A 17,640-nucleotide genomic window follows, 5' to 3' on the forward strand; every position below is an offset into this window, starting at 1 on the left:
GAGGGAAATCCGGGGTTTTATTGATCACATATATTATCTTATGAAAAAAAACACTAATATACTTTATCTCCGCTTGCTTTAGCCTGTAGAACCGTATTTTGTATCAGTAATCTTTCCTAAAAACTCTATAGTCGAGGAAGGGAAAAATATTGTCTTTTTTCTCCAATTTGGTCAGCCATTCGGTCTTTATTGTATTTCTGGACAACGAGTCATATATGAAGTTGAAATTATGAATATGTTCTTTGATTCGTTTTCTGGCGTAGGGGACGGTGGTTCCGGCTTTCATGATAAAAGGCCAGTCTGAAGCCTGGGATAACAGCACTTCTCTCGCAGCCTGATTCAAGGTCCTCTCTTTTAGCCCCTTCTCATCGGGAAAGCGATTCACCAGTTCCTGCATCCGCTCAATCAATTTATGAGTATGTCTGTAGATCCAGTCATTGTTTCCATCCAGCCAGACCTGACCATAACCCTTATCTCCCCAGCTTGAAAATGCAGGTTTTGTCACCTGATTCTGAGGATAGACTTTCAAATAATCCGTGGGAGTAACAAGAACAACATCATCAGATTTCTCGTGGATTTTCCGGATCAGTGCCTCTAGAAAAAGAGGTCCCTCAAACCACCAATGGCCAAACAGTTCCGCATCATAGGGACAGGGAATAATAGGGGTTCTATCCATGTACTGACTCAGGGCTTCACACTGCCTGATCCTGTTATCTAGGAAGTGGTCAGCATGCTCTTTAGCCTTGACGGCAGCCGCCTCCGGATCGTAAATGAGCTTATTATCTGATTTGTCGGTTATGGCAAAATACTTAAGCCCCGTATTCACACGGTTAACACCGCAGTTGATGTATGGAGCTATATAATCCAGAGGCCTGTCAAAACCCAGGTCTCTGTAAAAATCACGATATACGGGATCTCCAGGATAACCATCCGTGGCAGACCATACGGCTCTTGATGAGGCTCTGTCTCTGGCAAAGGCATGAACACCATTGGGACAGCGGATAGGAGCAAAAAGCCCATTTACCGGCCTGTCCTCGGAATAGAGGAGCCCATGAGCCGAAGACATAAAATACTGAATTCCATAGGGCTTGATGAACTCTTCAACCCCCGGAAAATACCCGCACTCGGGCAGCCAGAGCCCCTTGGGCTGGGTTGAAAAGACGCGATCATGGGACTCAATACCGGTCAGAATCTGTGCTCTGATCATTTCAGGATAATTCTGATAATGAGGAAGGAAGCTGTGGGTGGCACAGGTGGTAATGATTTCCAAATACCCCCGATCCTGATAATACTTAAGCTTTTTGAGGATGTTTCGTTCATAAACTTCCTCGTATTCCTTGAGATTCAGAGAATACAGCTCATGGTACATCTGTGCCATTCTATGTTCTTCTGGATTTCCGGCTGTATAAATCAGTTCTTTCTCTGCAAGCTCTATCAGCATATTCAGATGATTAACATAGCGCTGGCGCAAAAGATCATCCTGCAGCATATGGGTAAGGGTCGGTGACAATGAAATTGTCAGTCTGAAGGGGATTTCATCCTCATCTAGCCTGGAAAACATCCTGAGCAGGGGTAGATAGGTTTCTGACAGGGCTTCAAACAACCAGGCCTCTTCAAGAAACCGTTCATGCTCCGGATGTCTCACAAAGGGGAGATGAGCATGCAGGACAAGAGAAATCATGCCTTTTTTATTTTTCAGATGCTCAATCATTGAATTGTTCCTCGTCCAGCAGATCATGGATAGGTATGATCCTCTGGGGTATTTCCTGATATCCCGAAACGCCGTGGGCTTCGCCGAATTCCGAAGAGAACCCGGACATCCGGATCAGTTCGTCGCTATGGGTTATATCATTTTCTCGGGGAGCTGTTACATACTCCCTTGTCGTTTCAATTGAATTGGAGCGGGTTATCAGATAATCTTTATCTTCCACCACGGCCCGGATTTCTACACAGTAACAGGTGTCTACCGATGGTAGATTGATATACCGCCTGTAATCGTTGAATTTGATGGGGATATCAAAATAATCCAGAACGTTATCCTGTGAATACTCTTTTGTATTCAACTCAACCACCCGGAGAAGAAGCCCCTGGAATCCGGGAGAATTCTGGATTTCATCGACTTTTTTATCTTCAAGATCCCAGTAGCAAAAGACCCAGGAAGGATCCCGGAGCAACAGAGTGGCACTTGTATCGTTGTACCGGAGAGGAAGCTCGAGGTCATCATCCTGCCCCAGATCCAGCTCTTCATCCCTGGAAACTGAGAACTTGCGGGCTTCCATCTGGATAGCCAGATTATTCAGTTCTTCTCTCTCATCTCGGTCTTCTTCAAAGGCGTCCATCAGCAGGCTGATAAGAGTCTCCTTATCCACACCGGGAGTCACAAATATATTTCCCCGGTTTGAGATTTCTAGAAGCTGTTCATAGGAAAAAGAAAAAAGACGTTCTTCTGTCATTTATAACCAATCCGTTTTAATGATTTTTCATCGTAGGAAAAATAAAAGGATCATGTCAAGAGGCATCGATTCTGAATGGTGGCCCCAATTAGGCCCAATGTTGTACTAATTACAACTTGAACTGTTTACAAAAATCGTCCTTTCAAGTCACTATAATATAATGAGAAACCTGATCATTCACGGCCATTTTTACCAGCCTCCCAGAGAAAACCCATGGACCGGGATTATAGAAGATCAAAAAGAATCGGCGCCATATCCCAACTGGAATTCAAGGATCAACAGTGAATGCTACGAGGCCAATGCCTTTTCACCACTCTTAAATGCAAAGGGAAACATAGAAAGTTTTTTCAATAATTATAGATATATATCCTACAACATAGGTCCGACCCTACTGAATTGGCTTCAGGAAGAATCTCCCCATGTCTATGAAAAAATCATAGAAGGAGACAAGCTCAGCATTGAAGATTTGGGCTTTGGCAATGCCATTGCCCAGGTATACAACCACATGATCCTTCCTCTGGCAAATGAACACGATCGAAGAACACAAATACTGTGGGGACTCGAGAACTTCAAGTCTCATTATGGTAGAGATTCTGAAGGATTGTGGCTCTCTGAAGCGGCAATCAATAAGGAAACAGCCGAAGATCTAGTCAAGGCGGGAGTAAAATACACCATCCTGTCTCCCTGGCAGGCCCAGCGATTCAGATTCGAGGCGTCGGGATGGGAGGATGCGACTGGAGACTCTCAGCAGCTCTGGCAGCACCCTTGGCGTCTGAACTGTCCCTCGGGTGATCTTACAATTTTCTTCTACCATCCCCATCTTTCATCAGAGATCTCATTCAACCATCTTTTAAGAGATGCTGATTACTTCTACAACCGGGTTACGAAAGAGTTGGATAACTCGGGAGCCACCATCCTCCCCATCGCCACCGACGGAGAAATCTACGGTCATCATGAACTCCTGGGCAATATGGGTTTATCTGCCTTTTTGAGTAAAGTACAGAGATCCCAGGACTCCCGGCTTGTTAATTTTTCATGGCTCAATTCAAATGCCAGCCCCGCCGGACAGGTTGAGCTGAAAGACGGAGAGGACGGCCGGGGAAGCTCATGGAGCTGCTCACATGGCGTATCCAGATGGTACAAAGACTGTGGCTGCTCTACGGGAGGCCAGGAAGAATGGAATCAAGCCTGGAGAGGCCCCTTAAGAGAGGCATTGAGAGATCTACAGGCGTCATCCGACAGAATATACAAAGCGGCTATGCCACGCCTCTCCTCCAGCTCAGCTCAGGAAATAAGAGATCAATATGTACACGTCCTCACCAAGCGCATTCCCAAGGGTGATTTTTTCAGGCGATACTGCCCGTCAAGATCCTCTGAATCGGATCAGCAGCAGTTTTTCAGACTCCTGGAGGGGCAGAAGTTCAGCATGCTCATGTTCACCTCATGCGCCTGGTTTTTTTCGGATATATCCGGTGTTGAGCCTCTTCAGAACCTGATGTATGCGGCCCGCTTGATAGACCTTTATTCTCCCTTCTACTCCAATAGCCCCGAATCGGCATTCTTAGAAAAACTGTCCATGGCTCATAGCAATATTCCCGAAAAGGGAAATGGCGCCGTCCTTTATACCATGTCAAAATATCTTCGAAAAAAAGAAATAAACCAGAGTGCTCTCTCCTTTATCATCATGAACTACTATGGAATCAAGGAAGACACTCCCGGATTTCTGAGAGGAGAGATTGAACCAGAAAAAAATGAAGATCTACAAAGCCGAAAGTCGGGAATCCTAACCCTAACCCACCCCCTCACGGGTGAAAAGAATAGGATTCCCTATTTTCTCGAGGGAGAAGAACGACTTTTTTCATCCATAACACTCTATCCGGGAGATCAGAATTCGATCTATACACCCGAAGACATCAGCAGGAGAGACAAAGAGTCTCTTATGAAACAGTTATGCCTGATGGAGCTTGGAAATCATCTAAGCATCAGCAAGAAATACAGCGGAATCATCAACCAGCTGGATGAATGGATGAAGCTCAGGCTTCCCGACGGAGAGAATTTAAAACATTCCATAAAGGCCCTGCTCCATTATGCATTCAGGGAGGTTACCTTCCTGATGGAAAGCGGGAATGCCGAAGGTTGGAATTGTTTTCTCGACCTCCAGGAGAAGAATAAGATTTGGAAGATACCGCTTCCTGAAGACTTGAATCTATGGCTAAACCGGATTATTGACCGAAAGCTTCTCCACAAGGATCAGATTCTCAATGCCCTGAAGTCGGATATTAACAGCATACTGAACCAGCTTATCATACTCCTTGAAGTGCAGCAGATCAGCAGCCGGATGACCCTCAGCTCATCCCTCTCTGGAAGGATTTTCGACCTTGTCATTCACAATAAAGAGGGCCAGATTCTCCTTGAAAAAGCAGACGGACAGATCAAGAAGAAGCTATTGAATCTCCTGAATCTCACAGAGGATATTCAACTATCTCCATCTGAGGGCTTCTGAAGAACCATCATCATCACATCCCCCCATCCCAGAGGCTTAACCAGTTTATCGGCTGCTTTTTTGAGGAATGCAGGGGCATATCCTTCACCCAGGCCTCCCCAGGTTTTTGTTTTGAGAACCCGAAATCCCTGGGATTCAGCACTGAGCCGGAGGGTTTTCTTAGAGAAGAGGCAGAGATGGTCGGCGATAGCAGATCGCCATTTATGAGCAAAAAGTTTGGCCTGAAACCCTGAACAATTAGGGGTAGCACAGTAGTAAAGGCCTCCCGGCTTCAGAATACGGAAGATTTCATTCAAAAACAAATCGGGCCGGTTCACATGTTCAATAACATGCGAAGAATGAACGAAACGAAAGTGCTCATCGGGAAAACAGGCTTCATTCAGAGTCCCCGGGAAAATTTCAATATTATAATGCTTATTTCCATAGGCGGCCGCCTCTCTGCAGACTTCCACTCCTTGAGCATTCCATCCGGAATCATTTAAAAAAGCTCCCAACCGCCCTGTAGCACAGCCTATATCCAGAAAGCTCTTATCCTCAGAGTCGAGGCTATCCCATTCTGAAAATCCTACATCATGGAGTCCCATAAGCATAAGGTTTAAAAAGCCGTCTTCATTCTCGGTCTCATATTCAAAATACTCAGAATCGTAGCGTTCCAATATATCCTCAATAACAGGCTGGGGGTTTTGAAGGATGAGGGAGCAGGACAGGCAGCGATGCCAGATTCCCTGATCGGCCTTCCAGTGGATTTTGAATTGACTGCCGCCGCAGCAGGGACAATCAATCATGACCCTTGATTCTCCAATATCTGGAGTTTTTGAAAATGTTTTATAACTCACCGTATCACCTGTATTGTGTATTCGGTACTATCCTCATTGCCCTGGGCATCACTCATGACAACTTCCAATTTAGCCTGTCCTGAAGTCAGGGAGATGTCCCCGAGAAATAGGTATCCCTGTCTAAAAAACACCGAAGAGACGGCCACACCATCTTGAAAATACAAATCATTATCCTTCTGTATCACCGCATCTAAAACTCTTTTAAGCTGTAGTGTTCCCAGATTATACATGGAAAATTCGTAGGGCGACCGATTCCTGCCGGCTTCGTGTATATCCCAGCCTTTGATATACACCTGATAGCGTCCCACGGGAAGAATCAGATCATTATTTAAAATATACTCTCTCTCTTGATCTGATAAAATGACAGATTCAATCACAGGGGGATAGAAATCATCCATCCCCGGAAGGAGTATAAGAGGGTTGACTAACTGGTTCTGAAGAGCATCCCTGATGTAAAAAGAAGAATGTCCTTCCCGGGGACCGTCTTCTGGAGATTTCAAATATTCGCCCTCAGACAACCTAGTTCGATCGGCTCTGGTCTCTTCTTCACTGATGTGAGTATAAATGGACTGAAACCCATTTTCATGCTCTAAGACAAGCATGGAACCCTCAACAGGAGGAAGAGCCGAGTAATCTCCCGGAGTAAATCGAAAGATTGTCTCTCCAAAATCAAAGGGTCTCATAGAGTCATACCCAGAAAAAATAAGACCAGGAAAGGGTTCTCCATTGTAATCTTCAAGAAAACAGGATTCCAGGTATTCTACAGAAACCGGCCATTGAAGGGCTGAAATCTGAGAGCAAAGGATCAACAGGATGAGTTGAAGAATTCTTTTATTTGTCATGAATCGACCCTTTTTAAACTGATTAGATCATCATTCATCGATAGAAATATATCCCGTCCCGATCTAAAAAAGAAGGGAGGATACTCATCAAAACGATTCCTCATGATTAAGGTTCCTGTCATTGTGTAGACAGCAACTTCATAGGACTTATCACTGAAACTGGATGGACCCAGACGGTTGAGAACATAGACCAGCCCCGCCTGCTCATCGCTATTTTGAGTTAGCAGGGTTCCATCCAAGAGCAGAGTAGACTCAAGATCTGCTCCACGGTATTGAAGAAGGGACGACTCTTGCTCCACCCATAAAAGAGAAGCGGATTCTGAATAAAAGAGTTTCACAGGTCTGGAAAAACGGCTTTCCAGCAACTCTTCATGAAAAAGTTCAGGAGCCTCATCCTCTTTCAGATGATACTGTCTGATATACTGCTTGTTCAAACCCGATAGAACAGCCAGTTTGCTGCAATCCTGTGAAAAGGCAATCCCATAAATGACATTATCTTCACGTTGATCTCCAGGTATAAATTCAGTCATTTCTCCCTGTCTCGAAAAAATTCTGATACGTCCATCAACAGATCCGAAAACAGTGCAGAGAGTGCTGGCACTGATGGCGGTTATGGGAGACGTACCTCTCCATTTCCAGAGGCTTTTTCCAGAAGAATCAAACTCTTCCAGGATAGCGGAACCAAAGTCGGCAGCATAGAAATGACCGGAGAGGATAAGAGGATAATCCTGGGATGGAATGATTTTTTCACTTTGACTCTCAAGATCTTTCAAGATAAGAGAAGCAGATGTTGATTGTATTAAAAAATGGGATTCTGATACGGCAGCACGCTCTTCTTCATTCAAAAGATAGGGTGTTCCTCCATCCGGGAGTAATACGCCCCGGTGCCGCCCCTGATTGATTACCAGCGGGACACTCAAAGAATCTGGAGAATGATTCATTGTGCCAAAATGATGAAGCTCAGAAGCGGTCCAATAGATCTCTTTACCACCCTTAACAGGAAACATAAGGTAGTAGATGAGGAAAAAGAGAATAATCAGGGGAAGAAAAAATGTTTTATTCATACTCTCTCTATTAAGGATTGATTTGAAAAATATATTATACTATGAATAAAGTCTGGTCAAACTGACTGCATTAAAAACTAAATAATACGAGGATATCTATGGATCTTCAATTCTTAATGAAAAAAGCAAAATCAGTAGCAGAGAACTCCTACTCCCCCTACTCTCATTTCAGGGTAGGGGCCGCACTGCTCAGCAAAGATGGAGATATTTTCTGTGGAACAAATGTTGAAAACAGATCCTTCGGTCTGACGATCTGTGCCGAGAGGAGCGCCATTTCCATGGCTCTCTCACAGGGCGTCCATGAATTTGTAGCCATTGCGGTATATTGCCCGGATGCGGATTACGCGGTGTCACCCTGCGGTGCCTGTAGGCAGGTTCTCAGTGAATTTGTAGCCAAAGACTTCACTATTTTGTTTCAAGGAGCAAAAGGAGATGCAGTTTCACGCCGGATGGAAGAGCTATTACCAGATGATTCACTGGATGAATTAAAAGAAAAATAAAAGATTATTTTGATAGTCGTTTGAGGCGGGCAGCATTCTCTGACTGCTTTGCATCACTTTCCATTTTCTGTTTCCAGATATCAATTTTCTTTTTTAATTCCTCAATTTCCCGTTTCTGATTTGTCAGCATCAGAAAACGTTTTAATGCCGACAAATAATTGATGGCTGTTTTAAAGTCATCCATCCTGTTGGTCGACAGCTCATACTTCATCCTAAAGTTGTCTGCCGCATTCTGAAGAAGCTTGCAGGTCAGACGGAAGTGTTCCAACCGATCCCGGAATCCCTCGGAGCGGGGGTCCATACCGGGAACGAATTTCTTCAAGTCTATCAGATTCTTTGAAAGTGTGGCCAAGCGACCTTCCAACTCTATAATAGACCATTTCCATTTGGAATTTTCACCGAATCCATCCTTGACCATCTGGATAGAAAACCCGAGTTTTCGGATGAGGGCGTACCTATTGAGTTCTGGATAATCCTGTACCATTTCAATTTTAGATGCATAGTCTGAATAGGGAACATCAATGTAATCCGAAAAGACATCTTCCAAATAGATAACAATTTTATATGAGATTTTACGGGCATCATTCAAATAGTTTTCATTTTTAATGCCAAGGAGGTCCAGTGAAAGCTGATTCATGAGTAGATAGTTAGAGAGAATAGACAAATTTGCTTCGGCTAGCTCCAGTTTATGATAGGCACCGCTATCCTGGGCATTATCAATCAGAATTTGTATCTTCTGTTCCTGAGTCAGAGTCGTTTCATTTTGAGTCTTATACTCTTTGATCTTCTCAAAATATCTGGTACGCGCTTCTTCACTGACTTTAGCCATTCAATTTCCCTTCAACTTGATGCACTTCTCAGCAATTCCTCAGCATGGGTGAGTGATGCTTCCCCCTGACTGTCTCCAGACAGCATACGGGCAACTTCGGACACACGATCTTGGCCTGTAAGCGCAAATAGATCGGTAAGAGTCCTATTTTCCCGTTCTGATTTTTTTACCTTTATATGATTATCGGCATAAACGGCTATTGACGCAAGATGAGTTATACACAATATCTGATGAAACCCGGCCAGCTTCTTCATATGCCGTCCTATTGAGGGAGCGACTTCTCCACCAATCCCGGAGTCAATTTCATCAAAGACGAGGATGGGTATTTGATCTGTTCCGGCTAAAGCGGTTTTGATTGCCAGCATGATCCTGGAAATTTCTCCTCCCGAAGCAACATCTTTTAAGGCCTTCAGGGGTTCTCCCTTATTCGCTGAGAAGAGAAACTCAACGCGGTCCAATCCATTCAAACCACACAGGGCCTGGCCTTTCTCTCCCGATTTCTGAGTGATATCCACAGAGAAATGAGCAGAGGGCATACCCAGAGGGACCAGAATCTTGCTCACCATTTCCTCCAGCTCAGCTCCGGCATTCTTTCTTTCATTTGAAAGTACCTTAGCCTGGCTGATCAGTTCATCCTCCAATGCGGTTCGCTCAACCTTTAAGGCATTCAAGCGGTCGCTGCTGTTATCCAGATCTTCCAGCTTCTGGCGACATTCCTTCAAATACTCTTCTATCTCGCTCACTGTAGATCCATATTTCCTGCTCAATCTGCGTAGAAGGGCCAGGCGATCTTCAAGAGTCTCCTTCTCGCCGGGAGAAAACGATAGTTCGTCATTCAGCGATGAGATTGAATCTGCAATGTCCTCCAGCTCATAAAAAGCACTGGAGAATCGCTCCTTTAAAGGGATCTGGCCTTCATCAATTCTGCTTAATTTTTCCATGAGGTCCAAAGCTTTCCTCAGGGTCATAAGAGTGCCGCCCCGATTCTCAGGGAGTATATTAAGAAGAGAATCAACGATGGTATATAATTCCTGTGCTTGCCCCATCCTTTTCAAAGTTCCCCGGATCTCTTCTTCTTCACCCTCTTTCAACTGAGCGTCTTCTATCTCTTTCACAGAAAAGCTGAGGATTTCAATCTCCTTATCACGGTCTTCTAAAGCTGATACCATTTGGGAGATCTGCTCTGTTTTCTCTTTCAACCTGTTGAACAGTGACTGGACGGTCCGATTCCTGTCCTCCAGTTTACCGCTCTGATCCAGAAGCTTGCGATGCTGTTCTATATAAAAAAGAGACTGATGATCATGTTGCCCATGGATATCCACCAGCATTTTTCCAAGTTCATTCAAATCGGGTAAAGTAAAAGGCCTGGACTGTATATAGACCGCTCCCCGTCCGGAGGATCTGATTTTTCGTCTCAATATGAGAGTATCCTCATCAGGATCTAGATCATGTTTAGACAACCATTGGCGTACGTCGGGATTCTCAATTCGAAATACCGCCGTGACCTCGGCTTCATCACATCCCGTCCTGACATAGGAATTTTCTGTCTTATTACCCAAAACGAGTCCCATGGCACCAATAAGGACGGACTTTCCCGCACCGGTTTCTCCTGTGAGAATATTGAGACCGGAATCAAACTGAATATGGACTTCGTCAATGAGGGCAAAGTTTTTTATATGAAGCTCTTCAATCATGAGGACCTCCCTTCCAGTCCAGCTTTTTACGAACCACCTCGTAAAAATTCATTTTCTTAAAACTAAGAAGATCTGCAGAACAGTTATGCTTCCTGGTGATGACTTCGTCTCCCGGAAGCAGGGGTATAACATCCTGACCATCCAAAGTTAAAATAAGATTTGTCCTTTGCTGTTTGCTCACCAGAATAGTAACTTCTTCATCAGCGGGAATCACCAGGGGTCTGTTAGAAAGGGTAAAAGGATTAATGGGATTAACAATCATGGATGAGAGTTCCGGATGAACAATGGGGCCACCGGCCGCCATGGAATAAGCAGTAGATCCCGTGGATGTGGCCAAAATGATTCCATCGGCTCTGTACTCGATGACTTCCTGATTGGAAATATTCACCTTTAGATTCACAATTTTAGCCATACCGGTTGAGGTGATCACACAGTCATTGAGACAACAAAAGGAGGCGATATCTTTACCATCCCGCCTTAAGACTGTATTGAGCATGATGCGGTGACTGATTCCCATCGTTCCATTCTGATAGGACTCAAAGGCCTGTTCCCATTCATCGGGGTTCACTTCTGCCAGAAAACCAAAAGTCCCCAGGTTCACAGCTAGAATCGGCATGTTCATACCGACACAGAGGCGGGCACTGTACAAGACAGTCCCATCTCCTCCCAAAACAATGGCGAGATCGGACTTTTTAATTTCATATTTTCCTGGATTGCCACTAAATGAGTGCTCATGAATTTGCACTCCCCTATCTATAAGATAGGTTCTAATTTGATCACGAAGCACAGCTGCTCGGTCTTTGGAGAGGTTCGTTATAATGAGGGCACTTTTAACAGCAGCCATAAATATCCTTTAATCTATTTTTGATTTCCCGTGTAAACATGAATATTAAGGCAAGGTTGCTAATATTCTGGCAATCGTTTCGCTATGTGTTTTGCCAAGAGACGGATACAAGGGAAAAAGGATACAGTTTAGGATCAGAGTCTCCGCCACTGGACATACTATCAGATCTCCCAATTCTTCTTCCAGGCAACAACCCTTGAAGGCCAAGGATGTTTCTACATTCTTTTTTTGAGCGTATTTCTGTATTTCCTGACGATTGCCTTTGACAAGCACAGGCAATGAAGAACGGATGGTTTTTTCATCCTGATACCCAGACAAATACCCATGTTTTCCTTTCCGGAGTGATGATAGAAATAACTGATAAATCTCTTCCCGCAATTCAAAATTCTTTTCAAATTCCTTGATCTGACTGTATCCTAAGGCAGAATTCATATCAGAAAGAAGTATGGTTTCATCAAAATTTTTCATTTCATCTTGTAGGGCATCTGAATGAATTTTACTTCGGGCCATGAGGGCAGAACCACCGCCTGTGGTAATCAAATCATTCGGTTCGAGCCTCATGATGACAAGATCGCCGGTATGGCCGGCAGGAATATCAGAGACAACGGAGCCGAAATTGAAGCTGATGTCCTCAATGACTGGAACCTCAGGATGCTCCCATTTAGAAAAATCCCACTGATATCCGAAGGCTCCCATCAAGAGTAAGACTCCTGTCTTATCATTGATTTTATCCAGATACTCATCCAGATCAGGCACAGCTGTTGATGGGTTAACATCAATAAATACAGGGACCAGACTCATTTTTCTGATGATATGTAGATAGGTATCCGGAACAAGGGGAGAGAGAATGATCTCCATTCCGGCTTTAAGACCGAGGACAAGAAATGCAATTTCTATGGTTCTTTCATACTCCCTGAGGAGAAAACCGCTCTTAACAGCACAGAGCTGTTTAAACTCATCCATGAGCTGCTCAGAGTACTGCCCCGGACCGATGTGATCGGAAACCATGCACGAGAGTACAGAATCCATTTCTTTTCGTTTGATTGAGGGTCTGAATACTGGAATTGACATTTTACCGATTTACAATGCTTATTTGCTGAAGTTCCTCTGGGTCAAATAAACGACGGATATCCAGAATGATAAGGTAACCTTCATCCTGATGGATAACCCCCTGTATGTATTCAGTTCCAATACCGGTGATCATTTGTGGAGGAGGCTGTATTTTGCCCATATCAACAGTGACAACCCTGAGGACTTTATCAATGATAACACCCAACTGCATGCCATCCAGATTAATGATAATAAATCCGCTCAAAAGGGCTTCATCTTCAGTCAGTTTTGCCTTGTTAATATGAAATCTCTTATGAAGATTTATAACAGGAATAATATCTCCTCTGAGGTTAAATATTCCCTCAACGTATGGAGGAGCATTGGGTATGTCACGAACTTCCTGAACACTGTATATCTCCTTAACATCCATGATATTAATACCATAGTTTTCAACTCCGAGTTGAAAAGTGACCATCTGTAAAGTTGTATCTATCATTCGAATCTCCCTGCTTTATTATGTTCTATTATGATTCTAAAATCAATGACTTATATTCATTAGAAAGTCCTTTAAATATGCATATAGTTTCATGCAGTAAGGCCTAATATTTTTTTTAAATTCTGATATTCCCTGGTCATTCGCGAGATCGGTAACAATGCGAATACTTAAGAATTCACATTTCCAAAGCAATGATTTTTCAAAGATCCTGTAGCTTTCCATATTGCACACATCTGCCTGATTCTGCAAGAGACTCTTTTGAAAGTCTGAAAGCACCCCCTGGTAAACTTCCAGAATACAAACATCAGGAACCTTTGCATCATGAAATGAAGTCTCTAAAAAATCCGACTGCCCTTCACTTTCCTCATTTTTAAAGATGATACCATGAACAATATCACCCAAATGGATGCTGTTGTTCAAAGAACCACAGCTTCCTGAATCGATAAGTAAATCAGGAATCCCAAAGGATTCAGAAAACTGATCCAAGGCTTCATTCACTTGCTTTAAGCATAATAAAATATAAAAGCTGTCCCCATGAATTAAAAATTGAGAGATCCGGAATCCACTGGGAATAGATATTTCTTTAGCAGAAAAGGTTTCACGGGCACTATGATACTCCTTAAGCATGGGAGTTATGATTAAAATATTCATATATACCTCTATATTGCCCCAAATTGCAGGAATTTAAAACCTTAGTTGTTTTATACTAAATAGAATATCCGGATCTTCCTATGGTATGATCCGTAAGTAGCTATTTCATATGATAAATGAATCCTTCTAGATTAGGAAAATTAATTAAGCACAAAAATATATTGCAGACAGAACTAATCAAGCTTGAACAATACAAAGAACGTCTCAAATTTTTAGAAGAGAACTCCTTTGAAGCCATAACAGTCTATGATAGCAATTTGATTTGCATAGACACGAACTTCCAATCTACAAACCTTTTTCAATACACCAGGGATGAAATTATTGGAATGAACGGTTTAGATTTTTTTGAAGCCTCTTCAAGACAGACAGCCATAAATAGCGTAGAAGCGAAAAATAACATGCCCTATGAGGCATTGATGCGCCGTAAGGACGGATCCATATTTCCCGGCCTGATTCAGGGTTCCACCATTGTCTTAAAAGGAAAAAAAATCAGAGTTTCCACCTGTAGAGATATCAGCGACTATAAAAAAATTGAGAGAGAAGCCGAAAAAAACAGGGATGAGCTGGAGACGATTTTCAATAACAGCCAAGTAGGTATTGTCATGCTGAAAGGAGACCGTACCATACAGAGAGGAAACTTGGCAGTAGCCAAAATTTTTGGATTTGACAGTCCAGAAGAGATCGTTGGTAAAAGTATCAGAGAATTCCATTTAAAGGACAGTGATTTTATTAAATTCGGAAAATTTTACGATACGGTACTCCATAAGAATGAAACTATAAAGATAGATTATAAATTCAAAAAGAAAGACGGCAGTGTCATTTGGGCTTCTCTTTCGGGCAGTGTTGTGGATAAGAATACCCCACCGGACTTTGACAAAGGAGTGGTTTGGATTCTAGACGATATCACAAGTCGAAAGGAAACAGAAGAAAAGCTGCTCAATTTAACCCGCGTCGATTATTTAACCGGCATCAGCAATAGACGTTACTTTATGGAGTTAGGTAACCGGGAAATAGGCGTACAAAAAAGGTACAAACAAACCTTGTCACTTTTGATGCTGGATATTGACAATTTTAAAAAAGTCTATGACACCTATGGTCACAGCTGCGGTGACCGTTCTATCCAGTTTGTCTGTGACTTGTGTAAAAAGAACATAAGAGAAAATGATATTTTGGGACGTTTGGGAGGTGAGGAATTTGCCATTATACTGCTCAATGCAGACCATGAAAAAGCCTTTTCAATAGCAGAAAGAATTAGAACAGAACTGGAAGAAGCCAGCTCATCCAACAGCCATTCAATTCCTCCATTGACAATTAGCATCGGACTGAAAAGCATTGATGGTGAATCTTTGGAAACCGCCTTGGATAAGGTTGATAAACTGCTCTACAAGGCTAAAATGAATGGAAAGAATCAAACCTGTTCCGAATAGATTCAGATTTTTAAAAAAGTCTATTGAATCAATTATGTTTAGAACGCATGGTAAAACAGATAGAAAGCCAAAATACACTTTAGATTTAACCAAATTCAGAAATGGAGAGCCCTTCTTTGTAACCATGCCATTTGGTTTCAACTTAGATCCTTTTGACCCTTTTAAGAGTTGAGGTTTTTATACTTCCTTTTCATTTTCACAGTATAATCTAATACCGATTTCCCTTCTTTATCACGAACATTCTTATCGGCTCCACCAGCCAACAAGAGTGAGACAATCTCAGCGGACTGTTCATCAAAATCAGATTCGATGGCATGCATCAAGGGTGTCTTCCCGTCTAGGTCTACGGCATTGACCTCTGCCCCATGAGAGAGTAAGAGCTTTACAGATTCTGGATTCCCCCAGTAGGCGTGCATCATTATGGGAGTCATCTGGAAGGAATCCCGGAAATTTACATCCGCTCCCTTTTCGATCAAATACTCAAGCACATCGGGCTCAAGAAACATCTCGGCAGAAATATTAAGCAGACTATTCCCCCTATAGATGGACCTAGCTATTTCTGGATTCAAATCAATGATGCTCTTCAAAGCGGGTAGATTCGCCTCGGCTATAGCCTTAAAAGCGGGAGGTATCATTTCGACAGACTCCAGGGAAGATATAGATTCATTGGAATGACCACTGTCAACAAACTGCGAGTTCTCCTGCTTAGAAAACTGAACCATCTCTACTCCGAGGGCGATGAGTCTCTGCCTTTTTTTCTTTGCTTTATCCATCTCTGTTTTCTCATCACTATAGAAATTGAAGGCATTCTCCTTGTTGCTCAATAAAGCCATAAGAATGGGCATAAACTGATAAAGCAAAAGAAACAGGAAGATATAATTTAAAGCGATAGTCCCCAAAATACCGTAAAAACGGAGGGAATCGTATGGCTCTCTGTACCCTTCGAGTTTTTTGTAACCATTCCTTTCGATATTGATACGCCCCAAAAAGCTATATACCTTTGGAGATCTGGGCTCAATCAAAAAAGTAGAAAGCCATTCCAACTTACTGTCGGCCATTTTTCCATACCAACTCCAGCTGAAATCCCCTATCTTAAAGGTTTCTGATGAACCGAAATCGGGAAACAAAAGAGAGTCATCTGCAAGACGACTCTTATCCCCGACAAGCTCAACGGGAAGAAGTATACTATTCGCCTTCAGTTCCTTTATCAATAAATAAAGAGATCGGTTCAGAGAAGAAAAATAATTTGAATTCTCAAGATCATCCATGATCAGATCATAAATTAAGTAGTTTGACCCGCGCTGAAAGGGCTTATCTTCCCAAAACTCTGGATTGGGAAATGATCTTTTTCCCAATTCATAAACAACAGAATCTGAGAAAATATGATCATAGGGAGCCCAGTTCGCTTCAATGAGACAGTCTTCCATATGAATAAAATCAACAAAATCACTCAAGAGAGAGGCATCTCTTACCACAGCTTCCCACTCCTCTTGGGGAATCTCATAGTTGGGATCAATATAATAGACACTTTGATCTTCATCGGGAAAAACAAAGCAATCCAAACGAGAGCTTTTCAGATAGATAGCCGATGCTTCGGATAATTCAAAGAGTTTTGCACTATCCTCTTCATTTAAAACAATCATTTCTTGATAGAGTTCCTCTCTATTCTGCCATTCATTCAATAAACCCTTATTGGGGATTATTGACAGGGGGATTAGAAAGGCGGTAGCCATCAGTATCATACTAAACCAGAGATTTTGCTGCTGAAACTGCAAAGCCCTGATCTTTATTCGACCAGCAACCCCTGTATTAATCTGAAACCGGACAGGAATAAGATTCCCATTATCTTTGAAATAATCCAGAGAGACCTTCATCTGGCGGTAGGGATATAATAAAATGTTTAACGCATAGGACGTTTTGATCTTATGTCCCCGATCATGATGACTCTCTCCCAAAAAGATCTTGTACACCCCACGACTCGGTACAAACTCATCCTTTTTTAATGCATTGCCAAGAAGCGTCGTTTCCAGAAGGATTCCCTCTGCACTTTGAATACTGGCATGATTCTTTCTTTTCCAAAAAATGATAATAAAGCTGACTAAGCTCATAAGCAAGGCAAGGATAGGCTGGGCAGGGCCAACGGAATCGGCCATTAACATACAAATATTCAGGGGGCCAAATATAATTATAAAACGAAACAATTCTTTACGAAAATCCAGACGAGCCAGAAATTCTTCATTGGCCTTACTCAGTTGCTCCATATCATCTCCCTCAAAGTTGTATCACTGTAATAGCTAATGAGGATCAACCATCATCAGCATCATCCTGTCGAATCCCATGATATTGATCAGGGGATTCGACAGGATGATTCATTGAATCATTGCCCCTCCAAGAGAAGCAATTTTAATGAAATTCTACTCCTTACGAAGTTCGGCTTTAGGGCTGGGTTCA

General features: G+C 42.7%; 15 protein-coding genes. 3 read left to right on the forward strand and 12 right to left on the reverse strand.

Going from position 1 to position 17,640, the window contains the following annotated elements:
- Positions 1–103: 103 nt before the first annotated feature.
- Both EXM22_RS07880 and EXM22_RS07885 read right to left on the reverse strand, forming a co-directional pair.
- Complete coding sequence (locus tag EXM22_RS07880; protein WP_149485991.1) at positions 104–1,711, reverse strand: glycoside hydrolase family 57 protein; 1,608 nt, start codon at positions 1,709–1,711, stop codon at positions 104–106.
- On the reverse strand, positions 1,704–2,453 hold the full coding sequence (locus EXM22_RS07885; RefSeq protein WP_149485992.1) for a DUF4912 domain-containing protein: 750 nt from the start codon (positions 2,451–2,453) through the stop codon (positions 1,704–1,706). Before EXM22_RS07885 ends, EXM22_RS07880 begins: the two co-directional genes overlap by 8 nt.
- A gap of 160 nt (positions 2,454–2,613) precedes the next feature.
- On the opposite strand from EXM22_RS07885, the gene EXM22_RS07890 reads away from it, so the two are divergent.
- The gene (locus EXM22_RS07890; RefSeq protein ID WP_149485993.1) at positions 2,614–4,956 is read left to right on the forward strand and encodes a DUF3536 domain-containing protein; all 2,343 of its coding nucleotides are present in this window, start codon (positions 2,614–2,616) and stop codon (positions 4,954–4,956) included.
- Here the strand turns inward: EXM22_RS07890 and EXM22_RS07895 are convergent.
- The 3 genes from EXM22_RS07895 to EXM22_RS07905 are packed head-to-tail and all read right to left on the reverse strand — an operon-like array spanning position 4,929 to position 7,698.
- Entirely contained in the window at positions 4,929–5,792 is an 864-nt protein-coding gene (locus EXM22_RS07895; RefSeq protein WP_149485994.1) for a class I SAM-dependent methyltransferase, read from the reverse strand. The two genes, EXM22_RS07890 and EXM22_RS07895, sit on opposite strands and share 28 nt — an antisense overlap.
- Positions 5,789–6,634: a hypothetical protein gene (locus tag EXM22_RS07900; RefSeq protein ID WP_149485995.1), complete on the reverse strand. Its 846-nt coding sequence runs from the start codon at positions 6,632–6,634 to the stop codon at positions 5,789–5,791. The genes EXM22_RS07895 and EXM22_RS07900 overlap by 4 nt, the downstream gene beginning before the upstream one ends.
- Complete coding sequence (locus EXM22_RS07905; protein ID WP_149485996.1) at positions 6,631–7,698, reverse strand: hypothetical protein; 1,068 nt, start codon at positions 7,696–7,698, stop codon at positions 6,631–6,633. Before EXM22_RS07905 ends, EXM22_RS07900 begins: the two co-directional genes overlap by 4 nt.
- 98 nt (positions 7,699–7,796) lie before the next feature.
- Between EXM22_RS07905 and cdd the strand changes: the two genes are divergently transcribed.
- Complete coding sequence (gene cdd, locus EXM22_RS07910) at positions 7,797–8,198, forward strand: cytidine deaminase (protein WP_149485997.1); 402 nt, start codon at positions 7,797–7,799, stop codon at positions 8,196–8,198.
- A gap of 4 nt (positions 8,199–8,202) precedes the next feature.
- Here the strand turns inward: cdd and EXM22_RS07915 are convergent, their stop codons facing one another.
- Genes EXM22_RS07915 through EXM22_RS07940 form a run of 6 tightly spaced genes read right to left on the reverse strand, consistent with a single transcriptional unit; the run spans position 8,203 to position 13,762 of the window.
- A complete protein-coding gene (locus EXM22_RS07915; protein ID WP_149485998.1) occupies positions 8,203–9,027 on the reverse strand; it encodes a hypothetical protein in 825 nt (274 codons plus the stop codon).
- 11 nt (positions 9,028–9,038) lie between these two features.
- Positions 9,039–10,721: a DNA repair protein RecN gene (gene recN, locus EXM22_RS07920; protein ID WP_149485999.1), complete on the reverse strand. Its 1,683-nt coding sequence runs from the start codon at positions 10,719–10,721 to the stop codon at positions 9,039–9,041.
- Positions 10,714–11,565 carry an NAD(+)/NADH kinase gene (locus EXM22_RS07925; RefSeq protein WP_149486000.1) on the reverse strand — a complete coding sequence of 284 codons (852 nt, stop codon included), beginning with the start codon at positions 11,563–11,565 and terminating at the stop codon, positions 10,714–10,716. The genes recN and EXM22_RS07925 overlap by 8 nt, the downstream gene beginning before the upstream one ends.
- A gap of 45 nt (positions 11,566–11,610) precedes the next feature.
- Positions 11,611–12,636, reverse strand: coding sequence for a DegT/DnrJ/EryC1/StrS family aminotransferase (locus EXM22_RS07930; protein WP_149486001.1), 1,026 nt, complete (start codon positions 12,634–12,636; stop codon positions 11,611–11,613).
- A gap of 1 nt (position 12,637) precedes the next feature.
- Positions 12,638–13,111: a chemotaxis protein CheW gene (locus tag EXM22_RS07935; RefSeq protein ID WP_149486002.1), complete on the reverse strand. Its 474-nt coding sequence runs from the start codon at positions 13,109–13,111 to the stop codon at positions 12,638–12,640.
- 42 nt (positions 13,112–13,153) lie between these two features.
- Positions 13,154–13,762, reverse strand: a complete 609-nt coding sequence (locus tag EXM22_RS07940) for a 5'-methylthioadenosine/S-adenosylhomocysteine nucleosidase family protein (protein WP_149486003.1) — start codon at positions 13,760–13,762, stop codon at positions 13,154–13,156.
- A gap of 161 nt (positions 13,763–13,923) precedes the next feature.
- Between EXM22_RS07940 and EXM22_RS07945 the strand changes: the two genes are divergently transcribed.
- Positions 13,924–15,189 carry a sensor domain-containing diguanylate cyclase gene (locus EXM22_RS07945; protein ID WP_168203409.1) on the forward strand — a complete coding sequence of 422 codons (1,266 nt, stop codon included), beginning with the start codon at positions 13,924–13,926 and terminating at the stop codon, positions 15,187–15,189.
- Between the two features lie 161 nt (positions 15,190–15,350).
- Here EXM22_RS07945 and EXM22_RS07950 read toward each other — a convergent pair whose 3' ends face one another.
- Positions 15,351–17,450 carry an ankyrin repeat domain-containing protein gene (locus EXM22_RS07950; RefSeq protein ID WP_149486005.1) on the reverse strand — a complete coding sequence of 700 codons (2,100 nt, stop codon included), beginning with the start codon at positions 17,448–17,450 and terminating at the stop codon, positions 15,351–15,353.
- Positions 17,451–17,640 lie beyond the last annotated feature (190 nt).

Source organism: Oceanispirochaeta crateris (assembly GCF_008329965.1).
GTDB classification, from domain to species: domain Bacteria; phylum Spirochaetota; class Spirochaetia; order DSM-2461; family DSM-2461; genus Oceanispirochaeta; species Oceanispirochaeta crateris.